The 22362-nt window shown below is 57.2% G+C and carries 17 protein-coding genes; 9 read left to right on the top strand and 8 right to left on the bottom strand.

Annotated elements, in window-relative coordinates; genetic code table 11:
* Positions 1-120 precede the first annotated feature (120 nt).
* Genes M7Q83_RS04950 through M7Q83_RS04935 form a run of 4 tightly spaced genes read right to left on the bottom strand, consistent with a single transcriptional unit; the run spans position 121 to position 1796 of the window.
* Positions 121-753 carry a hypothetical protein gene (locus M7Q83_RS04950; protein WP_298335984.1) on the bottom strand — a complete coding sequence of 211 codons (633 nt, stop codon included), beginning with the start codon at positions 751-753 and terminating at the stop codon, positions 121-123.
* 12 nt (positions 754-765) lie between these two features.
* Positions 766-1194 (bottom strand): hypothetical protein, encoded by a 429-nt coding sequence (locus tag M7Q83_RS04945; protein WP_298335982.1) that lies wholly within the window; start codon positions 1192-1194, stop codon positions 766-768.
* Positions 1166-1492 (bottom strand): hypothetical protein, encoded by a 327-nt coding sequence (locus M7Q83_RS04940; RefSeq protein WP_298335980.1) that lies wholly within the window; start codon positions 1490-1492, stop codon positions 1166-1168. The genes M7Q83_RS04945 and M7Q83_RS04940 overlap by 29 nt, the downstream gene beginning before the upstream one ends.
* On the bottom strand, positions 1431-1796 hold the full coding sequence (locus M7Q83_RS04935; RefSeq protein WP_298335978.1) for a DUF4277 domain-containing protein: 366 nt from the start codon (positions 1794-1796) through the stop codon (positions 1431-1433). Before M7Q83_RS04935 ends, M7Q83_RS04940 begins: the two co-directional genes overlap by 62 nt.
* Before the next feature lie 88 nt (positions 1797-1884).
* On the opposite strand from M7Q83_RS04935, the gene M7Q83_RS04930 reads away from it, so the two are divergent.
* On the top strand, positions 1885-2211 hold the full coding sequence (locus M7Q83_RS04930; RefSeq protein ID WP_298335976.1) for a DUF6788 family protein: 327 nt from the start codon (positions 1885-1887) through the stop codon (positions 2209-2211).
* A 597-nt stretch (positions 2212-2808) separates the two neighbouring features.
* Here M7Q83_RS04930 and M7Q83_RS04925 read toward each other — a convergent pair.
* Positions 2809-4644 (bottom strand): ABC transporter substrate-binding protein, encoded by a 1836-nt coding sequence (locus tag M7Q83_RS04925; RefSeq protein WP_298335974.1) that lies wholly within the window; start codon positions 4642-4644, stop codon positions 2809-2811.
* A gap of 36 nt (positions 4645-4680) precedes the next feature.
* Complete coding sequence (locus M7Q83_RS04920; protein ID WP_298335972.1) at positions 4681-4818, bottom strand: hypothetical protein; 138 nt, start codon at positions 4816-4818, stop codon at positions 4681-4683.
* A gap of 535 nt (positions 4819-5353) precedes the next feature.
* Between M7Q83_RS04920 and M7Q83_RS04915 the strand changes: the two genes are divergently transcribed.
* Positions 5354-7147, top strand: a complete 1794-nt coding sequence (locus M7Q83_RS04915) for a hypothetical protein (RefSeq protein WP_298335970.1) — start codon at positions 5354-5356, stop codon at positions 7145-7147.
* A gap of 240 nt (positions 7148-7387) precedes the next feature.
* Here the strand turns inward: M7Q83_RS04915 and gpmA are convergent, their stop codons facing one another.
* Positions 7388-8074, bottom strand: coding sequence for a 2,3-diphosphoglycerate-dependent phosphoglycerate mutase (gene gpmA, locus M7Q83_RS04910; protein WP_298335968.1), 687 nt, complete (start codon positions 8072-8074; stop codon positions 7388-7390).
* Positions 8075-8137: 63 nt separating this feature from the next.
* On the bottom strand, positions 8138-10027 hold the full coding sequence (locus tag M7Q83_RS04905) for a hypothetical protein (RefSeq protein ID WP_298335966.1): 1890 nt from the start codon (positions 10025-10027) through the stop codon (positions 8138-8140).
* A gap of 937 nt (positions 10028-10964) precedes the next feature.
* Here M7Q83_RS04905 and dnaK point away from each other — a divergent pair.
* The 7 genes from dnaK to M7Q83_RS04870 all read left to right on the top strand — a co-directional run bounded on the left by dnaK (position 10965) and on the right by M7Q83_RS04870 (position 22176).
* Positions 10965-12821, top strand: coding sequence for a molecular chaperone DnaK (dnaK, locus tag M7Q83_RS04900; protein ID WP_298335964.1), 1857 nt, complete (start codon positions 10965-10967; stop codon positions 12819-12821).
* A 5-nt stretch (positions 12822-12826) separates the two neighbouring features.
* Positions 12827-13606 (top strand): nucleotide exchange factor GrpE, encoded by a 780-nt coding sequence (locus M7Q83_RS04895; RefSeq protein WP_298335963.1) that lies wholly within the window; start codon positions 12827-12829, stop codon positions 13604-13606.
* Positions 13607-13622: 16 nt separating this feature from the next.
* Positions 13623-14726 (top strand): molecular chaperone DnaJ, encoded by a 1104-nt coding sequence (dnaJ, locus tag M7Q83_RS04890; RefSeq protein WP_298335961.1) that lies wholly within the window; start codon positions 13623-13625, stop codon positions 14724-14726.
* 7 nt (positions 14727-14733) lie between these two features.
* A complete protein-coding gene (locus tag M7Q83_RS04885; RefSeq protein WP_298335959.1) occupies positions 14734-15159 on the top strand; it encodes a helix-turn-helix transcriptional regulator in 426 nt (141 codons plus the stop codon).
* 957 nt (positions 15160-16116) lie between these two features.
* A complete protein-coding gene (locus M7Q83_RS04880) occupies positions 16117-16347 on the top strand; it encodes a hypothetical protein (protein ID WP_298335957.1) in 231 nt (76 codons plus the stop codon).
* Between the two features lie 364 nt (positions 16348-16711).
* Entirely contained in the window at positions 16712-19192 is a 2481-nt protein-coding gene (locus M7Q83_RS04875) for an AAA family ATPase (protein ID WP_298335955.1), read from the top strand.
* A 575-nt stretch (positions 19193-19767) separates the two neighbouring features.
* Positions 19768-22176, top strand: a complete 2409-nt coding sequence (locus tag M7Q83_RS04870; protein WP_298335953.1) for a hypothetical protein — start codon at positions 19768-19770, stop codon at positions 22174-22176.
* Positions 22177-22362: the final 186 nt, after the last annotated feature.

The raw sequence follows: 22362 nt of genomic DNA, 5'->3' as shown, positions 1-22362 counted from the left end.
CTCTCCGATAGCAAGCGCATCCATTCGATCAGACCTACCGCTTTCTCCGACGTGTTGGCCTAATTTGCTGCACTCTTGAGTAAGAACACTAGTCTACAAGACGATCGATCGACTCTTTGGCTAGCCGGGCTTACAGCACATGCAGGGTCGAGCCCTCCCGCCTCGTGAACTGGGACTCCTCAGCGAGGTCTTCGTGGATCGACACCGAGTAGCGCAAAGGATGTCGGCCTGGAGGGGCGGTGGCCTTGGGATCTTGGCTGGGCTGGTTGCGGTTGCCGGTATGAGCCGTAATTGGGAGAGTGCTATGAAGATGAGTCGTCCGGTGGGCTTGGCTGGCTGCCCTGCCCAAAGGCCGGCGAGTTTGGCCGTAGTGGCAAGGGCTAGACACACCGCCCGTTCGACGAGGCTAAAGATAAGCAACGCCAGACAGATGACACTGATGAGTGCCTCAATGCGGCGATTGTTCTTCAAGAACATGGGAGCAACAGCGATCGGTCCTTTGAAGTTGGAGTAGCGCCGTTCCACTGCCTCTTGGCCCTTGTAGTTGCGGAGTACCTCGGCAGTGCTGACCTCGGGCCCGAGGTTGGTGAGCAGTGCGTACCATCCATCGGTTGAGACCCCGTGGGAGAGAGCGGCCTCATCGAAGTGCCACTCCAAAGTGGGTTTGGCTGTTACCGGGTCAGTACCGACGATCGTTCTCAAGCTGGCCTTGACTCGGCGCTCTCGCGTGATGAGCGCTATGCGTTCGATCAACTCCTTCTCGCTTTAGTAGTACCGTCCCCCGATCCCACGACCAAGGCGCTCGAGATCTCCACGGGCCCGTGCCAGCTTCTTCTCCCGGGCTCTTTGTGCTGCGCCGGCCCGGGCGCTGGAGTACACAAACACCCGACGTAGGCACAGATCGGGATCGGACTTCTTCTTGCCACCTATAACCATGGTGTCCTCTAACACTCGGCAGGATCCTCTCTCCTCGATCGATTTGTTGGCATCGCGCTGTGCTGTGTAGTCGACAGGGAAAGCGCTGTCGTGGTCACAGCGAGCAAGCACATCGGCACCGACGTAGGACTTCGATGCTGGAGAGATGAAAGTTACATTCGCTTCGATCATCGCCCGTAGGTTCGGATAAGGCACCAGTTTGGAGTCCCCGACCATCAAGAAGCGTCTCTCACCAGCCAACGTGGCAAGTGCCTCCATTGCTGGGACTTGCCTTTACAACCTCACCGGCCCCGCCGTCATAGGCCCGGAGCCAGATCGGAATGCCTCCGTCAGCACTAACCGCAAGACCCGCCTGGACCTGTAATAAGTCGGGACGACGATCCTTCGGGTGACCAAAACGAGGTTCGATGTGGTCGGTGTCGGGTGACCGGTAGGCACCATAGAGACTGATCGAGGTCATATCCCAGTGGATGCGGGCCACGTCGATCCCGAACTCAGCGATAGCACTGGCACCGATAGAACCGACGATGCCTGCCAACTGGAGGAGCGACGGCATCGAGAGCCCGTCCAATGCGATCATCATTCAAGACATTGGGGTCAAGGTCGAATACCTCTTGGACCGCCCAGTCCCGGGCCCAGTCCTCCACATGGACCAGCGGGGCAGGAGAGGTCAGTCGGTTGGCCACTAGTGCCTCAATTACCTGGCCGTGAGTGGCATAGGCGATGATATCGCGTACCGGGCTGGCCCTATCAACGATTCCACAGATGTCGAGTCGTCGACAGAACTCGGCGATGACCGGAAGTGCTCCCAGTGCCTTTTCCACACTTGGTGCTCCGTAGTTGATCTGACGTCTGGTCACGGCGCTCTCCTCGGTAACGGTTGTGTTTGTACTCTTGAGACATATTCACTTCAAGAGTAAAAGACGTAGCTACCCAAAGGTGGAGATGATGGCAGAACCTGGAGCACGAGAGCGCATTGAGTCCTCACTGGGCGAGAGTGGCTTTGCCTTACCGGGCAGCCTGGTGTGGCGCAGTACTGCGTGCGGCAAAGCCGGCTGCCACTGTCAAGATGACCCGCCGGTCTTACACGGTCCCTATCTGACCTGGACAAGGACCGTTCGTGGCAAGACCGTGACCCGCAAGATCACTGAGGACCAGCTCGCCCACTACCAGGAGTGGTTCGACAACGACCGAAAACTCCCCCAACTCGTCAGGGAGTTAGAAACCCTGTCTCTCCGAGCATTCGAACAGGCCGAAGGGGGCAAAAGCCGGTAGTCACATCACTCCTTGACCAGTAACAGCACCCCTCGACCCTGCATGTGCTGAAAGCCCGGCTAGCCTGACCATCTCTGTGTTTGAGGGAATTCCACTAACGTCATCCGATTATGCATTTTCATTCCAGCCTGAACCACAGAGAGGCAGAAGGGCGATGGCTGAGCCGACCGGGTCCTAGAAAGACCTAATCATCTGTCAACCAAGGGTTCCAGAGACTCTTTCTCGGCGGGAAGCGAGAATCATATTTTGCGGGCGGTCTTAACCAGGATTCCACCAGATACGACTGCGATCGAGCGTCGGCCTTCTTTGGCCGACTCCGATTCCGAACAACAAGCCGGTACGTTGTAGGACTGCCTAGGTTCAGCGCCCGGTTGGCGAGGAGCTCTGATCGGCTCGTGTTCGTAGGGTGTCGATTGGCGGTGGTAACTATCCAGGGACCGACTGATCGGTTGGTGAAGGGTGCTCATCGGGGAAAAGGAAAGCCAAGTTGGTGTACTCGCTCTGTTGCCTTCTTGGTTGGGTGACGACAATAGCCGAAGGGCGCCGGTGATTGGCGCCCTCCGTAGTCTGAACTGAATCCAAAGACCCTGTGGAGGTCTATTTCGTAAAGTACCAAGTCTCAGGTGCGAGATCGAGGTAGGGGTTCTGCGTGACGCCACCGAGCTTCTTTGAGATTGCCGAGATCGCGTAGTCCGGATAGGGCTGATAGATCACCGGCAGGGTCTTGTCCATGAAGTTTTGATAGGCATCGAGGGCTCCCTGGGCGTTGGTGGCCGTATGGGTCGCGTCGATCAGTTGGTTAGCCTGATTGTTGGCGTAGTTGCTGAAACCGGTGTGGCCAGGTCCCGAGCCGAAGAGTTCACCACCGGTTGGATAGTTATCCGGGCTGTACTCCCAGCCACCGCCCCAGTTCACCATCTCCCAGGTGCAATCCGACTGAGTGGCGGTACAGTGTGGCTGATCGGAGATGACGCTGTTGAAGGGCTGTGCCGAGATATTGAGGACGATTCCGATCTGCTTGGCAGCCGAGGAGAGCGCCGTCATCTCTTGGGCGAGCGAGGTGACTCCCGATGCGTAGATCATGTTGAAGGTCATCTTGCGTCCCGGCGGAATGTTCGCTCCACACTCGGTCGCTGACGTTCCAGGACTCTCGCAGGTCATCACGCCATTGACGACCTTCCAACCATGGGAGGTCAACAGGTTCTTTGCAGCAGAGGTCGAATACGGATACTGGATCGTCTTCGAGGTAGCGTCAGCAAAGGTATTGCTCGGTTCGGTTGGTACCGGCGATGCGGTTGTGACCCCATAGCCATCGAGGAAGTGGGTGATCCAGGCAGGCTGATCGATCAGGTGCTCAAGCGCCTGTCGGAAGTAGAGCTGCTGGAAGACCGGTCCATAGGTTGGGTTGTTGAGGTTGATCGGGAAGAAGTTAAAACCTAGGTCAACCCATGGGTTGATGTTGTAACCAAGTGACTCGACGGTTGCCTTCTGCGTGAGGTCTTCGGTCGGGATGTACCCGTAGGTGATCGCGTTGTTCCCGGCACGAAGTACGTTGAACTCTGAGGATGCACTGGTGAAAGGTAGTTCCACGAACTCCGAGAGCTTTGGCTTGTCCGGGCCGGAGTACTTGGTGTTCGGTACAAAGACGGCTCTACCAACGGTGGTGAAGCTTGAGAGTTTCCACGGCCCATCAACGATCGACCAGATCGGGCTGGTGGCATAGGTGGACAGATCAGCGGCTTGGGAGTTTAAGAACGAATAGACCGCTTTGACCCCAGTCGCGGTGGTATCGGGGAGATTGGCGGCATTGGGGTTGGGCGCGGGCTGAGTCAGAGATGTTCGATCCCAGGCCATCGGGAATGGAGTGATCTGGGAGAGCTCGTTGTAGGTGAACCAGGTCGGGTTATAGGCCTTGTTGAGCTGGAAGACAACGGTGGTGGCGTTTGGCGCGGTGGTTGAGACTACGTTATCAGGGAAGGCTCCAGGCACGTAGGCACCCCAGTTCGCCTTCTCTGCCTTCAACAGATTCATAAAGAAGATGACATCGCGCGAGGTGACTGGTGTACCGTTCGACCACTCGTAATGTTTGAGAGTAATCGTCACCGTCTTGTCTCCATTGGAGAAGACTGGTTGGTTACCAATGGAGAGGTTGTAGTTGATCGACGCGTCGTTACCGTTCCCGAAGTAATAGAGCGGTCGGTACATGAGTACCTGAAACTGGGCGAGGTTGTTGACGGAGAACTCCCCGCTCGGCGTGAGAGGAAAGATGTAGTTGGGGGAGGCGCCGGGCTGCTCTGCGAAGTAGGCGGTGCCGCCCTTGATCGGCTGGGTCGACGACGAACTCGAAGTTGAACTCGAGCTCGTGGAACCGCAGGCTGCGAGCAAGGCCCCAGCAGCGACTGCGACCCCAGCAAATCGAATTGTACGCTTCATCAATGACTCCTTGAAGGTTGCTTTAATGTTGATAGACTAGTCGGCGACCGGTGGTCCAGCGTGTTGTTGTGTTGACTCCGCCACAATGGGTGTCGCATCTAGACCGACTAGTAACTCGTAGAGTGAGCTGCCATGGTGGAGCTCCGTCCCAAAGAAGCGATAGAGACGGGTCATAAGGTTACCTCGCTGTTGAGGTCGCGGTGGTTGCATCCCCGATGCGTTTGTTGTAGCCAGCAGATGAGTGAAGGCGTGCGTCTTCTTTTGGTTTCAGCCACGCAAAATTTAGGCTAACGCCATGCACTCACGCCAATGTCACCCACCGGATCCGCGGAACGCGAGTGAACGGAGCTCGTCAAGATCGGGGATGTGCGCAGAGTTGCTGACGACTCCTTGGGGAGGCAAGCGATGACCAGGGTCATCAAGGTAGCTCGAAAGATAATGGTGATGAAACCCGTTCTGTAGGCGACTGGCTACAACTAATCGATCAAAATATTTGGTTCAGGACATGGTCTTCTGACACCGATATCCAGTGGGATCGGGCGCTGATTGCGTTGTTATCGGTCACAAACCAGCAAAAACTTTAGCGGTGTATCCAAAAATCTAGAAAAAAGTGTTCGCCAACCCGCTCAATGCGGTACAGTGGGAAATTAGTGGAGTTCAACAGGGACAGATTGGTTCTTGTGGGCAACAAACGAGAAGGGATGGCGCTATGGGAAAGGCACAACATCGGAGGCGCGGAGTCCGATCCCACTGGGGTCTCGCTCTCTCGTCGCTGACCCTTGCGGCTGGGGTTCTGGTTGCAGGTGCTAGCGGCTCGCCAACCCAGCTAGTGACGAGCACACTGACATCGCCAACGAGCCCGATATCGCAAGACTGCGGCGTTGCTACCGATGGGCCTGATGCAAGCAACATCTGCTGGTTCGATTACGGCAATTATTCTGCACCTGTGCCCTCTGAGAACTCAGAGGCCCCGTCCGCAGTATTGAATGGACCTGACTTGACCGCGGGGAGTATCAAGGCGACTCCCGGGGAGTCGGTTCCCTACCAGGAAGTTCTTCCAAACGGCGACATCTTCTCCTTTGATTTGACCTACAACTTCGCTGAGAGCGATTCAAGTCCTCCGCCGCTCGTACAGGCGGTCACGTCGCCGGTCTCCTGGTCCAACGCTGCCTTTGGACGTGATGCGTATACTGGACTTCCCTCCACTGGAGAATACATTCTCTACTCTCAGCAAGAGGGCATCGGAGGTTCGTCTATGTATTACCCAGCCAGCTGGAGCTTCACGCTAGCGAACATGAGTCTTAGCACCTCCGCCGGAATCGCAATTCCTTCCTTCACTCTGGTTGCCGCCGATGGCGAGAGCACCAACAGCGGTGAGTCAGTCCAATTCACGTCGTCGAATTCGTGGGCTGCAGTCAATGGGATGGTCGAGCCTTTGTCCGATCCAGACGGCTCCACGTCGAGTGAGTCGTCATTATCATTCCTCAATACCTGTGGGGGAAGTAGCGGCAATTCCACGACGACTCCGATCAGTGAGACCCAAGCGGAGACGAATCTGGGAATTGGTACCGGGATCGTTACTTGCGTCGGTTCAACTTCAGGCGCTGTTGGCGATCTCGTGCTCGCCACGAATAATCCAACCACGGTTACCGCCACCGATTCTATAACTAGTGATGGCCAAGAGCAAGGCGTTGCCTTTGGAGTGGAGATTCCGCCTGCCCTAGTGGCCCCCACCCCAGCTGTGATCACTCCCTCGAATCCATCCCTCTCCCTCACCAAGATCGAGGCTCCTGGATCCCCGAATCCCATCACGAAGGCGGGACAGAGTGTTACCTATGACTTTGATGTGACTAACACCGGCAACACTACCTTGAACAACCTCTCTGTCGCCGATACCCAGTCGGTCCCCGGTGAGGCTCTGACAGGTCCGATCTCCTGCCCGGTCACATCGTTGGCAGCTGGTGCGAGTGTTACCTGTACTGGTACCTACACGGTCACCAGCACCGACATCACCAACGGTAAGGTGAGCGATGCCGCATCTGCTACGGCAACCGATCCAGCGGGTACGGCGGTGACGAGTAACTCTTCGAGTCTCACTATCCCGGTCTCGGTTCCAACTACAGCACCAAAGGTGATCACCACCAAGCCAACGACGGTGACACCCACCACCAAGTCCTCATCCACCTCCCCCGCCCCAGTCAAACTGGTCACTGGTCCCCCGAATGCTCCAACCAACACCACTAATGCCCTCCCCATCGGCATCGGTATCGCTAGCCTTGGCATCGCTGTGATCCTCAACTGGCAAGGACACGAGACCACCTGGCAGATCACCACCAAACCAACCCTCTCTCCCAACACCGTGGCTCACCCTCAGCTCTTTACCAACCAGGGTCCACCAACCCTCGCCCTTGTCACCTGTGGTGGCCCCTTTACTGAGGTCCCTGGTGTGGGTGGCTCCTATGCCGACAACGTCATCGTCGAGGCGATACCGGTGACGGCGTAGGGCAAGCCCGGGCCTTGCCGTCTGGTCAGCTTTGTGAATGGGGTCGTACAGAGGCGAGGCGAAATGAGATGCCCCGGTTGAGCCCAGACACCAATCCACCGTCGCCGTCAGCGAGGAAACTCTGTTGCAGTGGTCACAAATGGGTCTATTACATCCTCTGAAGGGAGAGCGGCTTCGATCAGAGTCGCTTACCTGCCGGGCGATCCGATCCCTGCGCTCCGAGGTGGTAGGTCTGTGGAGTCAGAGGACGGTCTTTGAGGCTACGTGGAGTTCGCCGTCGAGTTCATAGACGATGGGCTCGCCATTGGCGATCTCGTAACCGACGATCTCATCGTCCGGGATGGATTCTAGGAACTTGACCATGGCTCGCAAAGAGTTGCCATGGGCGCTAACGAGTACTACCTGGTCCTCCCGGAGAAGTGGGACCATGTGCTCCTCCCAGTAGGGCATGACGCGCACCAGTACGTCGGCGAGGGCCTCGGTGTAGGGAACGTCGGTCGCTTTGAGGCCTCGGTAGCGCGGATCGCTCATAAAGTGTCGGTGCTCCTCTTCGGAGGTCTCCGGTGGCCTGACATCGTAACTCCTCCGCCAGATCTTGACCTGCTCTGCTCCAAAGCGTTCGGCCGTCTCGGCCTTGTTGAGTCCAGCGAGTCCCCCGTAGTGGCGCTCGTTGAGCCGCCAGCTCTTCTCGACGGGTACCCATGCTCGATCAAGGACCTTGAGGACCTCATCAGTCGTGTAGATCGAGCGCTTCAGCACCGAGGTCAAGACAATGTCAGGTAGGAGTCCAGCGTTACGCAGCAGTTCACCAGCCTTCTTGGCCTCTTGGTATCCGGTCTCAGTGAGGTCAACGTCGACCCAACCGGTGAAACGGTTCTCTTGGTTATACGTGCTCTGTCCGTGACGGAGGAGGATCAGGGTAGCCATAGATTTCAAGCCTAACGAACATTGTCCCCTGCAGGCAACCTGAACCTCTGAGTCAGGCATCAGTTAACCGAGACAGGTTGGACTGATCCTCGCGAAGGTGAGTTCACCATTGCCAAGGGTGACCGCGATCTCATCGTGGGTGAGACTCGTGATCGTGGTGACACCTTCGAGGCTGCGAGTCACGGCGAGCAGCGACCCGGTCTCTGCGTTGCGGCACTCGAGGACGTTGTTATCGGGGTCGTAGGCGAACACCGTGGAACCGGCGACGCTGACTCGAAGCGTATTTGGGAACGGAGGATCATGGATTCCGGTCTCGTTTTTGAGCGGTCTGCCTGGCAACAGGGTTGGAGGGTTACCTGGTGTGAGGTTGACAAAGCCAAGGGTTCCCAGCATCCCGGTGGCAACACGGAGCCAGACACGGTTGGTGATAGGGGTCATGGCAGCACCGCCGATTCCCCCCAACCCGGTCTTGAAGGAGGAGACGAGGTCGCCAGTGATTGGGTTTCGCACCTGGACCGTGACGGCGGAACCTCCATCTCCACAGAGCGACGTCAACAAAACGCTGCCATTGACAGAGCCTGCGACCTCAATCGACAGCGTCGCAGGGCGCGCGATGGTGATGGAAGTCGGGTGGCGCAGATCAGCGTCTAGCCCAACGATACCCGTCGTGGTGGAGATCCAGACTCTCTTGCCAACCACCGCGATAGAGGCGGCGTCCGCCGCGAGGTTGGGCGTTACGGAGAGGGTGCGTTGATAGAGCATCGTAAGCGTGTCAGGATTGAGCACCTCGATGATGGAGGCGTTCTTTTGACTGGGTGGAGAGGCCAATACCCAAAGCTCCCCGTCTGCGTAGGTTGTCGCCTCGATAACGGGGAGCCGTGCGTGGGCTTCGACGGCACCGTTTGCTGGATCAAACCGGACCAACTCGCTCCCTTGACCGGTCTCCTCATCAAGGACGAGCGCCTGATTATTGACTGTACTGATCTCTTCCACCGGGATGGCATTGGTATAGGTCTTCATCGGGGTGAGGATTGGGTTCGGAGCGAGCGGGGCTCCTGCTTGGAGCGCTGTTAGAGTTTGTCCTTGAGCGTTTGACGATCCGATGATAGAGGACAGGGTGATCACTGATGCGATCGGTGGTGGGGTGATGGAGAGTTTTGTTCCATAGCCAGAGAGTGTCGTGATGGTGGTTGTGGTGAGCTTCTCGTGATATGGTGTCGCCTGTTGGGTGGTCTCGAGCCGCTTGATAAGTGGCTTTGCACCTCGGGTGACCCAGATCGAGAGGATGACATGGGTGAGTACCGTCGTGATGGGAGGCCCGATGGAGTATCCACTGCTCGGTACTGGGGGTGGCTGCTCTAGTTGTTCTTGCACCTGAGTTTGGACCTCAATGGTGGGGGTGCCGTTCACCTGTGCTTGGCCAACCTCGTGGATCTGACCGATGGCGGGGTTGATGAGGAACGGCAAGGGGGCGAGCGTGCTCGTGGAGTTCAAGGTGCTGGGGTTGGCGAGCGATGCTTGTGGTGGTATAGCGAAGGCGAGCCACTGGTTCACACGGTCGGAGTGCGGCGTGGACGGGGCCGGCACGTACTGGGTGTCACCGATAGTGAGTTGTTCTTGCGTTCTACCGTGTGACGTTGGCAGCTCGAGTTGCGCGGCAGGTGGGTCGGTGGTTACGAGACCTGATAGTCGAGTGTTCTTCAACGTCTCTCGCCCCAGCGTCTCGTGAATCGTAGCGCCAACCGTATAGCCACCCGTTGCGATCGTGTCATGGTAGGCCTTGGTGAGCAACTCCTTGGCATGTGTCGGGTTGAGTTGAGCCGCGGAGTTGGTGCCACAGGCTGTGAGGATGAGCGAGAGAACCACCATCGTGACGAGCCAGATTCGGATGCTCGGAGAACGCGCGGTTCCCGCTGGTACCCGGTTACGTCCCTGTTGATCTGTGCCTCTCATCGGTCGTATGTTAGCCGAAATACAGAAAGTCGCGACGAAGATCTTGCTATTTTATGGGGTGATGTGCGTTTATGGGGTGATGTTCGTAACCACTGAACTTGGATGTTGATTGGGTCTGTGCCCGCGACTGGACTTCGTCGGTCGCACCATATTACTTGGGTTACTCGGAACATCCGGGCCATGGCGTGTCCCGGGCATGAACTCTGCTCAGGTGTTGACACTATCGTCAGCGTGTTGACGGTAGCGGCGTGGCGATGTCGTTGTGTATGAGAGGCTCGCGGTCACGAAGCTTCTCTTCGGGATGACTCCGTCATGAGAGGTCATCACTTGCCGGCCTAGGTGAGGCTACCGCCGACTCTTGGCAAAACATGGCAGATCAGTACGATGCTCTTGCGCTGCGCATGCCTCTTTTGCGAGGGCTGTCCCAGCATCGCGCGTCTCTTGGCCCTGCCAATACCGGAACCCAGGCAATAGGTAACGCCGTTGACACCGGCCATTGTTGGAGGATAGGAGGGACCCGCCTGTTCTCGTCGGGGGTTCAGTGGATCGGGCCTCGGTGATGGCCATCTAGAGCCAGGTGCGAACTGGCTCTTCAGCTGTCCTCATGTTATCTTTCCACCATGCGAATGCGCTATCCAAGGGCGTGGGGGTGGATCTGGGCCTTGCCAGGGCGCACCATCATGCGTTCGAGAGAGGCTCCGCCGTACTTTTCAGAGAGGCTCCGCGGTACTTTTCAGAGAGGCTCCGCCGGGGGTCTTTGAGGGTCGATCATCCCAAGCGGCTGGGTTCTGAGCAGGGCCAGTCCCGGTTCTGTGCGGGTCGCGAGGGGACTAAAGACCTTTCTTCAAGGTTTTGGAATAAAGCTGATGGGTAGGATGTAGTAAAACTTGATATACTTACACTCAAGTATTTGGTAACAGCTAATAAGGAGGCTCGAGTGGCCAAAGCAGTAGGCATCGATCTTGGAACGACGAACTCCGTCGTCTCGGTTCTCGAAGGAGGTGACCCTACCGTCATCCCGAACTCGGAGGGTGGGCGAACCACACCTTCGATTGTCGCATTCTCAAAGACCGGCGAGGTACTCGTCGGTGAGGTCGCTAAGCGGCAGGCGATCACCAACCCTGATCGGACAATCCGGTCGGTCAAGCGCCACATGGGCACGGACTGGACCATCGATATCGATGGTAAGAAGTACACCCCACAGGAGATCAGTTCACGTATCCTCTCCAAGCTCAAGAGAGACGCGGAGGCCTATCTCGGCGACACGGTCAACCAGGCGGTTATCACCGTCCCGGCTTACTTCGACGATGCACAGCGCACCGCCACCAAAGAGGCCGGACAGATCGCGGGACTCGAGGTGCTTCGCATCATCAACGAGCCGACGGCTGCCGCACTCGCCTACGGCCTCGACAAGGAGACCGAGGATCAGACGGTGCTCGTCTTCGACCTCGGTGGTGGTACCTTTGACGTCTCGGTCCTTGAGATCGGTGACGGCGTCTTCGAGGTCAAGTCCACCGCTGGTAACACCCAACTCGGTGGTGACGACTGGGATCAGCGGATCATCGACTGGATGATCAAGTCCTTCAAGGACAACGAAGGTGTTGACCTCGGCGCCGACAAGATGGCGATGCAGCGGCTCAAGGAGTCGGCCGAGAAGGCCAAGATTGAGCTCTCGGCCTCGTTGGAGACGACGATTAACATCCCCTTCATCTCCGCAACGTCAGAGGGGCCAAAGCACCTTGAGATGAAGCTGACCCGTTCGCGCTTCCAGGAGCTCACCGCAGACCTCGTTCAGGCCTGCAAGGGCCCCTTCGAGCAGGCGATCAAGGATGCTGGCCTCACCGTCGGTAAGGTCGATCACGTGGTGCTCGTTGGAGGATCAACCCGTATGCCAGCGATCCAGGATCTCGTCCAGCAGATGACCGGCAAGGAGCCACACCGTGGTGTGAACCCAGATGAGGTCGTCGCCGTTGGTGCTGCGATCCAGGCTGGTGTGTTGAAGGGCGAGGTCAAGGATGTGCTGCTCCTCGACGTGACCCCACTGTCGCTCGGTATTGAGACCAAAGGTGGCGTCATGACCAAGCTCATTGAACGCAACACCACCATCCCGACGAAGCGGACCGAGGTCTTCACGACTGCTGATGACAATCAGCCCTCGGTGGAGATCCATGTGCTCCAGGGTGAGCGCGATATGGCTTCCTATAACAAGACGCTTGGCCGTTTCCAACTCGTTGGAATTCCGCCGGCGCCTCGGGGTATCCCCCAGATCGAGGTGACCTTTGACATCGACGCGAACGGTATCGTTCATGTCTCGGCCAAGGATCGTGCGACCAATAAGGAACAATCCATCACCATCACCGGCACGACCGCACTCTCCAAGGAGGAGATCGACCAGATGATGCGCGATGCAGAGGCCCATGTCGCCGAGGATAAGCAGCGTAAAGAGGAGGCAGAGGTTCGCAACAACGCCGACACGCTCGTCTATCAGACCGAGAAGCTCCTCACCGAACAGGGTGACAAGCTTGAGGGTCCGGAGCGGGACAAGGTGACCGAAGCCCTCAACGAGGTCAAGCACTCGCTTGACGGCACCGATATTGCGGCGATCAAGTCAGCGACGGACGCGCTGATGTCGGCTTCTCAGGGATTCACTCAGCGACTCTATGAGGAGGCCTCGCGTCAGGCTTCTGCCAGCGGAGCCGGGGATGGCACCGCTGGGCCGAGTGATGCCGATGGCGGAAGTGGTAGCGACGACGATGTCGTCGATGCTGAGATCGTCGACGAACCCAAGGAGTGATGCGCGTGGCCGATGAGAGATTCGACGAAGAACACGAGAGTACTCATGAGCCCCACCGTGCTCACGGTTCTCAGGGTGCCAACGAGCACCATGGTGGCCAAGGGCACGACAGAGCCAAGGAGGAGACGCCTTTCGATGGAGAGGCGTCCTCCTCTGGGGATGAGCGCTCGGATGCGACGAGCAGGACGGGTGAATACACCCCGGCGGATGATCAAGGAGCCAAGGTCAACCCTTCTGATGAGGGGCTAGATGCCAACGCTGATGAGGACCCCTCCATTCGTGGCGATGAGACCGAGGGTGAGTTCGATCTCGATGCACTCGACTTTGAGCCAGAGATCAACGATCCCCTCGCCGATGCAGAGCGTGAACGAGACTCCTACCTCGAGGCACTGCAGCGTCTTCAAGCTGACTTTGAGAACTATAAGAAGCGCGTCGCGAGACAACAGAGTGAGCTTGGGGCCGCAGGGTCTCGAGCATTGGTGACCAAGCTGCTCCCAGCACTTGACACCTTGACGCTCGCGCTCGCTCATGCAACCTCGGAGTCAGGATCGGATGAGGTCGCCTCGGTGCTCTCCCAGATCAGCGCCTCCTTCTTGGAGGTGCTCGCCAAAGAGGGTTTAGAGGTGATCGAGCCTCTCGGCAAGCGCTTCAACCCTGAAGAGGCGGAGGCGGTTGCCCACGATGAAGGAGACGGTGAACCGACGGTGAGTGAGGTATTCCGTGTTGGCTATCGCTGGAATGGACAGACCTTGCGGCCCGCGATGGTGAAGGTCACCGGTTCGTGAGAGATGGAGGTAACGAATGCCACCACAGCGCGAGTGGTTCGAGAAGGACTACTATAAGGTCCTCGGAGTTCCGTCGACAGCGACTGACAAGGAGATAACCAAGGCATACCGAGCGCTTGCTCGTAAGTACCATCCTGACTCGAATGCTGGCCATGAGGAGCAGTTCAAGGAGGTCTCGGCCGCCTACGACGTGCTCGGTGATGCGACCAAGCGCAAGGAGTACGACGAGGTCCGCCGAATGGGCCCGATGGCCTCTGGCCTTGGTGGTATGGGTTCTAACGCTGGAGGGAACGGAAACTTCAATGTGCACTCGGAGGATCTTGGTGATCTGATCGGGAACCTCTTCAATCGAGGGAAACGAACGAGTGGGCCCAAGCGTGGAGAGGACCAGAGCGCCGAGGTTCGCCTCAGCTTTGCTGACGCTGCTGCAGGAGCGACCGCCTCGGTGCTGGTGATCGGGGAGACCTCATGTTCTGTGTGCAATGGAACTGGAGCGGCCCCTGGAACGGTACCAAAGGTCTGTGCCCGGTGCAACGGATCGGGATCGGTCTCTGATAACCAGGGATTCTTCTCCTTCTCTCAGCCCTGCCCAGCGTGTCATGGTCGAGGACTCATTATCGAACAGGCCTGCACCGCCTGCAAGGGAACAGGAACTGAACACCGTGCTCGCACTGTGAAGGTTCGCATCCCGGCTGGGGTGGAGCCAGAACAGACGATTCGGGTTCGCGGCAAGGGTGCCCCTGGTAAGAGTGGGGGTCCCTCAGGGGACCTCCTGGTGAAGGTTCATGTCGATCCAGATCCTCGTTTTGGTCGCAAGGGAGCCGATCTGACCACCAAGGTTGCGATCAGCTTCGCTGACGCTGCCCTTGGGGGTACGGTGAGCGCACCCTCGTTGACTGGCCCTGTGACGCTCAAGATCCCGGCGGGTACCCATTCAGGTCAGACCTTCAGGGTTCGCGGCCGAGGGTTGCCAAACCCGAGGAAGAAGAACGCCGTCGGTGATCTCCTGGTGACGGTAGAGATCGTCGTTCCGGCGGCACTCGATGCACGACAGAAGAAGTACCTCCAGGACTATCACAAGGTCTTTGGAGACAAAGGGGAAGAGAAGGTAGGAGGCTAGAGGCTAGATGGTAAGTGATATCGAAGGCCAGGCCAGGCGCGGCGCCTTCGAGGGTGCCGCCATCGGGAGGGGGGTGTATGTGATCTCGGTGGCTGCCGAGCTCGCTGGCATGCACCCTCAGACCTTACGGGTCTATGAACGACGGGGTTTGCTTGAACCAAACCGTACCGGGGGCGGCTCAAGGCGTTATAGCGAACACGATCTCGCACGGCTGCGACGCATCGCAGAGTTGACCGATGCGGGTCTCAACATCGAGGGTGTGCGTCGGGTGATTGAGCTAGAGGCTGAGGTCGCTGAGCTCAGAGCCGAACTCGAACGCGAGCGAGAACTGGCACGTCTTCGTGAGAAGGAGATCCATCGTCATTACCGGCGTGATCTCGTTCCGCTTTCCCAGGCGGTGGTTCATGTGAAGAGCACCCAGATCCGTCGCTAGGGATCAGATTTGGTCGCCTACCGCGCGGGTGTGAACCCAGGCGGTAGGGGGCGCAAGCCGAGACGAGGACAAGAGTCAGGCGCGTGAGATGTCGTGGTGTCGGACGACAAGGATGCCAGCCAGTGAGAGGTTAAGGATCGGAAGGGTGGCTCAACGAAGGCAGGGTATTGAAGACGTGTTCAATGGGTTTGTTCATTGCTTCGCCGGAGGTTTTTCGCGGGGAGGCTAACACGCGGGAACACTCCGATCCCGGGATCTGGCCCATATGTGGATGCGAGGGGCATTGCCGGAGATGGTATGACGCAAAACAAGCTTAGCAATAATCAAGCTTAGCAATAATAAGGTACCCGGAGATTGGGATATGCCAGGACTCTGCGCTAGTGCTGAGTCGGCCAGGAACAACGGTGTCGAGCCATGGTGTGCTTGCCGGCAAGGAACACAGATTGCTAAGCACTTGGGGCCAACCTGCCCGTTGCATACGGAGTCTTGGGGGAGTGAACATGAGACAGAGGCACCAAGGCAGAAAACCTGGATCGCGGGATGTGGCGGTAAGAACGCAGTGATGCCATATCGGTCATGGGGCGGAGGTTCTTCGAGGCTGAGAGCACGCCAATCGTCGGTGCGAGATAACGAGGTGACGAGTTCATTATGGCACCACCATGGGCATAACAGATGAGAGCAAGCCTGAGAAACACTCACCTCGCTGCGCCGAGAGATACGAGGTCGAAGGAGGGTGCGGGAAACGTTGTTCGGATTTCTTATCGACAGAAGTGGGCATCGGAGGGCTGATGAGAGGCAACATGTTGAGAGACAGCACAATGCAAGATGGTGCAGCGCAAGACAGCACAATGCAAGACAGTGCAGTACAGTACAGGCAACCTGTTTGGAGACGATACGGTGAGAGGCGATACGGTAAGGGACCATTGGGTGAGAGATCACACCGTAAGAGGTGGAACGATGGATACGCGTAATCTGACCTTGTGGCATTTGGGGAAGGCACTCAGCGAGATCCGAGGAGCACTGGCTACTGGGGGCGTAGCTTGGCTAGCGATGTCATTATCTCGATCCAACCAGTCACACATTATTGCCAAGACACCGCCTGCGCGACACCCTCGGTTTGGATCGGTCAGCTTGGATGAGCTTGCTCGAACCGAGCAGCTCGGTTCCATGGAGGCTCCTGCGCGGTGATGTTGCATAATAATAGAGTGATCGAGCGCTCTGGTAACGGTTCCTGGCAAAGAGCCAACGTCGGCATTACCCATATGTCATCGGTGGGTGACAGTGCACGAGAGATGCGAAGCCTTGTGTTCTACCGTGGGGAATCCAGCTTCGTTGAGAGGGGGATTCTGGCTTCAAAGGAGACGGAGAGCACCCGGCTACATCGCGTGATGAGAAGCGCAGATGCGGGCTCGGGGTCAGCGACTCTGGGTCGTGGGAACCAATACTAGTTCAACGGGCTGGTGGTGGTGTTCAGAGTAGTGATGCCAAGAAGAGTATGAACGAGACAAACAAGTAGATGAAGTCGTTACGAGTACAGAGGATGAGGTGAACAATGGATCAGAGTACATGGACCGTTAAGACCCGCGAGGCGATCGAGGCAGCGGTTGAGCTGGCGAGGCGGAGTTCGAATCCGGAGGTGACCAAGGAGCACCTTGCGGTCGCGCTCCTTGGACAACCCGATGGGATCGCCCTGCCAATCCTGGAACGTCTGGGTGTCCAGATCGGGGCGGCGAGGACCAAGCTCTTGGAGGCGATCGCAAAGCTACCCAAGGCCTATGGCAGCCAGGCGCAGTTCTCAGGCGCGTTGATCGCGGTCCTTGAGGCAGCCGACAAGACCCGCCAGGAGTTGGGAGACTCCTATCTCTCGGTCGAGCATCTCTTGATCCAGTTACCCACCGTGTTCGGGGTGACCGCTGAACAGATCAAGACCGCGTTGCGTGAGATCCGTGGGGACAACCGAGTCACGAGCGAGAACCCGGAGGAGACACTCCAGGCGTTAGAGAAGTACGGACGCGACCTGACAGCTGACGCGCGTGCGGGCAAGATCGACCCTGTGATCGGGCGGGACGAGGAGATCCGGCGGATCATCCAGATCCTTTCACGTCGGAGCAAGAACAACCCAGTGCTCATCGGTGAGCCAGGTGTTGGCAAGACCGCCATCGTCGAGGGGTTGGCCAAGCGAATCGTCGAGGGCGATGTTCCCGAGGGGTTGAAGAACAAGCGGTTGATCGCTTTGGATCTTGGTTCCATGGTGGCAGGTGCGAAGTACCGTGGTGAGTTCGAGGAGCGCCTAAAGGCGGTCCTCAAGGCGATCAAGGACTCCAACGGTGAGGTCATCACCTTCATCGACGAGATGCACACCGTGGTGGGTGCTGGGGCCGCCGAGGGTTCCATGGACGCCTCCAACATGTTAAAGCCAATGCTTGCCCGTGGTGAGTTGAGGATGATCGGGGCGACAACCCTCGATGAGTATCGCAAGTATATCGAGAAGGATCCGGCCCTCGAGCGTCGGTTCCAACAGCTCATCATCCCGCCTCCCTCGGTCGAGGATACGATTGGGATTCTGCGAGGTCTGAAGGAGCGCTACGAGGTCCACCATGGGGTGCGCATCCAGGACTCGGCCCTCGTAGCGGCTGCGGTCCTCTCGGATCGTTATGTGACCAACCGCTTCCTCCCTGACAAGGCCATCGACCTCATCGATGAGGCCGCCGCCAAACTCCGGATGGAGATCGACTCTCGTCCAAGCGAGGTCGATACCGTCGAGCGGCGTATTCGCCAACTTGAGATCGAGCGGATCTCGCTCGCTAAGGAGAGCGACGCCGCCTCGGTGGAGAGGCTCGGTCGGATCGAACGCGAACTGGCCGACGATCGGGAGGAGCTCGCCGCGCTCAATGCCCAGTGGCAACTCGAGCGCGACTCGATCGGCAAGATTCGCGAGATGAAGGAGCGACTCGAACAGTTGAAGGCCGAAGCCGACAATCACGAGCGCATCGGCAATCTCGATCGTGCGGCAGAGATCCGCTATGGTCAGGTTCCCGAGCTCTCACGACAGATCGACGAGGCTACCCGGCAACTCGCTGAGTTCCAGGGTGGGGTGAGGATGTTAAAGGAGGAGGTCGACCCAGAGGACATTGCAGAGGTAGTAGCTAAGGCGACCGGCATTCCGGTCTCCAAGCTCTTAGAGAGTGAGATGGAGAAGCTGCTCCATATCGAGGATGCCCTGCATCAACGGGTCATCGGCCAAGAGCAGGCGGTCTCAGCGGTCGCCAACGCCATTCGGCGCTCGCGTGCGGGACTCTCCGATCCACACCGGCCGATCGGGAGTTTTCTCTTCCTGGGTCCAACTGGTGTCGGTAAGACCGAGATGGCCAAGGCGTTGGCAGAGTACCTCTTCGACGATGAACGCGCCGTCATTCGAATCGACATGTCCGAGTACCAGGAGCGCCATGCGGTGGCACGCCTTGTCGGTGCGCCTCCGGGATACGTCGGCTACGGCGAGGGTGGACAGCTCACCGAGGCGGTAAGGCGGCGCCCCTACAGCGTGATTCTCTTTGACGAGATCGAGAAGGCGCACTCGGATGTCTTTAACATCTTCCTTGCCATCTTGGACGATGGTCGCTTGACCGATGGCCAGGGCCGGGTGGTGAACTTCACCAACACCATTTTGATCATGACATCGAACCTGGCGGAGGATCCGAGGCTCTTCTTCAAACCGGAGTTTGTGAACCGGATCGATGAGATCATCCGCTTTGTATCACTCACCGAGGCAGACCTCACGAAGATCGTCGACATCCAGCTCGATGCACTGCGTCGAAGGTTAGCTGATCGTCGACTCGAACTCATGGTCACCGATGATGCCAAGCGGATTCTGGTGACCCAGGGGTATGATCCAGCGTTCGGAGCTCGACCCTTGAAGCGGGTGATCCAGAAGATGGTGGGCGACCCGGTGGCGGTTGCGATCCTGTCGGGGAAGTACCCAGAGGGGTCGACGATCACCGTCGATGGGGTGGGGGATGAGTTGGTGATTTCGTGACGTTGATCCATTGGAGCGATGCATCTGATGAAGGAGAAACGCTAAAAACGGGGATCACTGATACCCATGGTATTGCGTAGTGGTGCCAGCTCAAATTTGGGCCAGACCTTCTTTCTATCCTTCCTATCGGTTTGAATCATCAGGGTGGAAGTGACGACCACGTTGTTGCGATAGATCGGTAGTAGGGTGGGTTGAGAATGTTTGGAGTAGTACACGATGACTTGGAGAGACAACGCAGCAACATTCGTTCGTTTGCCCACTACCACCCAATCACCACGATCTTGGTTCTCAACTAGTCCGTGCTATGAGAATTGTTTACCGCACTTGCCGTTTACCCAGTGAGTTTTTGGTGATGAGGATATAACGTGATTGGGTGACGCGTGCGGCACTCGTGCTAGAGTGGCAGGGTGTTTGGAGTCTAGCGGAAGGTTATCTCGTACGAATGTTGAGATTTCTTTGATTATCTAGCCCAAGTTGGAGAAGGCACGTGATATAGTGAAGTCCAGTAGGGTTGGATCATGTTGCTCTTGCACACTAAGTCTGGAAACAGAAAGTAACCACGAGGAGGTTATAGGTTGAATAGTCGTTCTTCTATGTATCGGCGGTTGATGAACATGGCTGGCGCTGCAGCGCTCACAGCAGGTGGGCTCGGCGCGGTTCTTGCGGTGAGTGGTACGGCGTATGCGTCTACAACGCTGACTTCAGCTCCGTTTTCTATCGGTTCGGCCACCTCGGTCTCGGCGGTTTCTTTGTCTCTGACGAACTCAACTGAGAGCGCAACAGGTGTCCAGTACACGGTGTCTTTCAAGGCAACGAGTGCAGGCACAGATACTGACAAGATTTTCATCGGTGGTACTGGCTTAAGTTCGGCAACCGTAACGTCTGTTGTCGATAATACGACAGGGACTGCTGCCGGATCGATCACACCCACTGACGCGTCCACAAGTGTTTCGCTAACGCCCGGATTTGCATGGAATGCTGGTGATCAAATCACGGTTGTGCTTGGAGATGTCTCCAACCCAGCGACGTCCCCCGCTTCTGTGACGGTTTCGACCTCGACGGATGCTAATGCGGTTACGTCAAATTCGGTAACCTTGTCGGCTGGATACGCTCCTGTCGATTCGGCCAATCCGGCTATACCGTCAGATACGGGTGTCACCTGGACGTTCGAGGGTGCTGCTGGCGCGGCTGTTGCTTCCGGAGGTACGCTTACCATTTCGGATAGTAGCACCACCTCTGCGGGTGAAGGGGCTTTCACTACCAGTGGCGCTTATACGGTGGTCGACAACACTTCTGGGAAGACATTTGTGATTCCAGCGAGTGATGTCCAGATCTCGGCTGACACCAGCGCCACTCCATATACTGCTGCAGCTGTACTTACGCTTCCTAGTGGAGATTCCATTGCTAGCGGCGATGAGCTGACCGTCACCGTAACTGATGCTGTCAATGGAAGTGCTGGTGTCCAGACTTTCGGAATTGATGCACCGACAAGCGGTACTGCTGTGACTGGAGCCGTGGATTTGGGCACTTCGGTTGATGCGTTTAGTGCTTCGGCCCCGGGTGCGGTCGAGGGTGTCGCCTCTAATGTTACCCTGGACTTCACGTCGAATACTGGTGGTTCGAATACCATCACAGTGAGCGGATTCACTCCAGGGTCAACAAATCTCCTTACGAACCTGACGACGGGTGTGCAATATAGTCTTGGCGCTCCTTCCTCTGATTCATGGACCCTGTCGACCGCTACGGTTTCCGGAGATAAGTATCAGCTCGTATCGTACAGCGCTACATTTGCTGCTTCTGGTTCGGTTTCCGTTGGTCTCTCTACCAATGAGGACACTCTTCCAGCTACGCAGAATGTGACGGTAGCCGCTGCGAGTTCCGTGCCCCAGATTCAGGTAACACCTTCGGACAGTCAGCCTGGAGCCCTCTCGAACTGGACCATTAGTAACATAGAGGCGAATGGTGCGTTGGCTGGTGGCGCATTGACAGATACATTTACGTTGGCTAGTAGCGGAGCAGTCTTCCCGAACTATGGGCCTGACTACACGCTTACTGATTCGACGACTCCGTCTGACTCGTTCACGGATCCATCGATCGTATCCGGTGGCGGCACGGATTCGGTGGAGATTGAACTCCCAAATGGCTTGGCTTCTGGAGACATGTTCAGTCTTACGGTTGATGGTGTCATTAACCCGAGTACGACGAATATCAATGATACGGCTAGCCTAGCTAGTAGTACAGATGCCGGAGTGATCGAGGCTGCACAAGCTCCTGTGACAACAGTGCCGACGGCTAGCATGACGTATCCTAACGGTGCGCTCATTAAGTCTGGGGGCCAGATCGACGTGGTTGCGGGTGGCTATGCCTTTGGTATTCCGACCCCAACGGTGTTCGGTGACATTATGAAGATGGATCACAGCAGTGTGGTTTCAGGTACCTTCCCGACAGCTCCTATGCCAGCGGCTGGAACGTTGATCAACCCTGTTGGAACCTCTGGCTACTGGGTCGTTGGTACCAATGGTGAGATTTACCAGTTCTCCTCCATGTCACAGTTCATGAAGGATGGTTATGTTGCCAGTCAGGTGATTCCAGTTCCTAACGCAGGTGGGCTCACCGCAGGCGCTGGTGCTCCTCCGACGGCTGCTGCGACAATGGCCAACGGTGCATTGGTTCAGTTCGGTTCGACCATCTATGAGTATGCTGGTGGCGTTGCTACTGGTATCGCTACACCAGCCGAGCTCGCTTCGATTCAGAAGATGACTGGCGCAATGGTGGTCATGGGCTCTGGCTCGACACCAACGAATGCCACGGCGAGTGCTAACGGTACACTGGTTCAGCCTCTCGGCACAGCCGGGATCTGGGTCAGCGATGGTGGAACACTCTATCAGTTCATGAGCGCTACGCAGTTCATGACCGATGGTTACTCGTTCCAATATGTCCTTCCGGTTGCTATGACGGGTAGCTATACGCTCTCCAGTCTCTAGTCAACCCTTCAACAACAGTTCATCAGGGCAGGTACTTCGGTACCTGCCCTGAGTCTTGTTTTCGAGGCGGTGCAGTGCCTCGTTGATAGATGAATTGAGAGGGTCGGGTTGCGGAGATCCGCCAAGTTTCCGGGGAGTGGTTAAGTTGTTGTGTGTTTGAGGAGTGTCTTGTCAGACTGGCTGGTG

Source organism: Ferrimicrobium sp. (assembly GCF_027364955.1).
GTDB lineage: Bacteria > Actinomycetota > Acidimicrobiia > Acidimicrobiales > Acidimicrobiaceae > Ferrimicrobium.
Note: the sequence above shows the minus strand (reverse complement) of the source record. Positions and strands in the feature narration are given on the sequence as shown.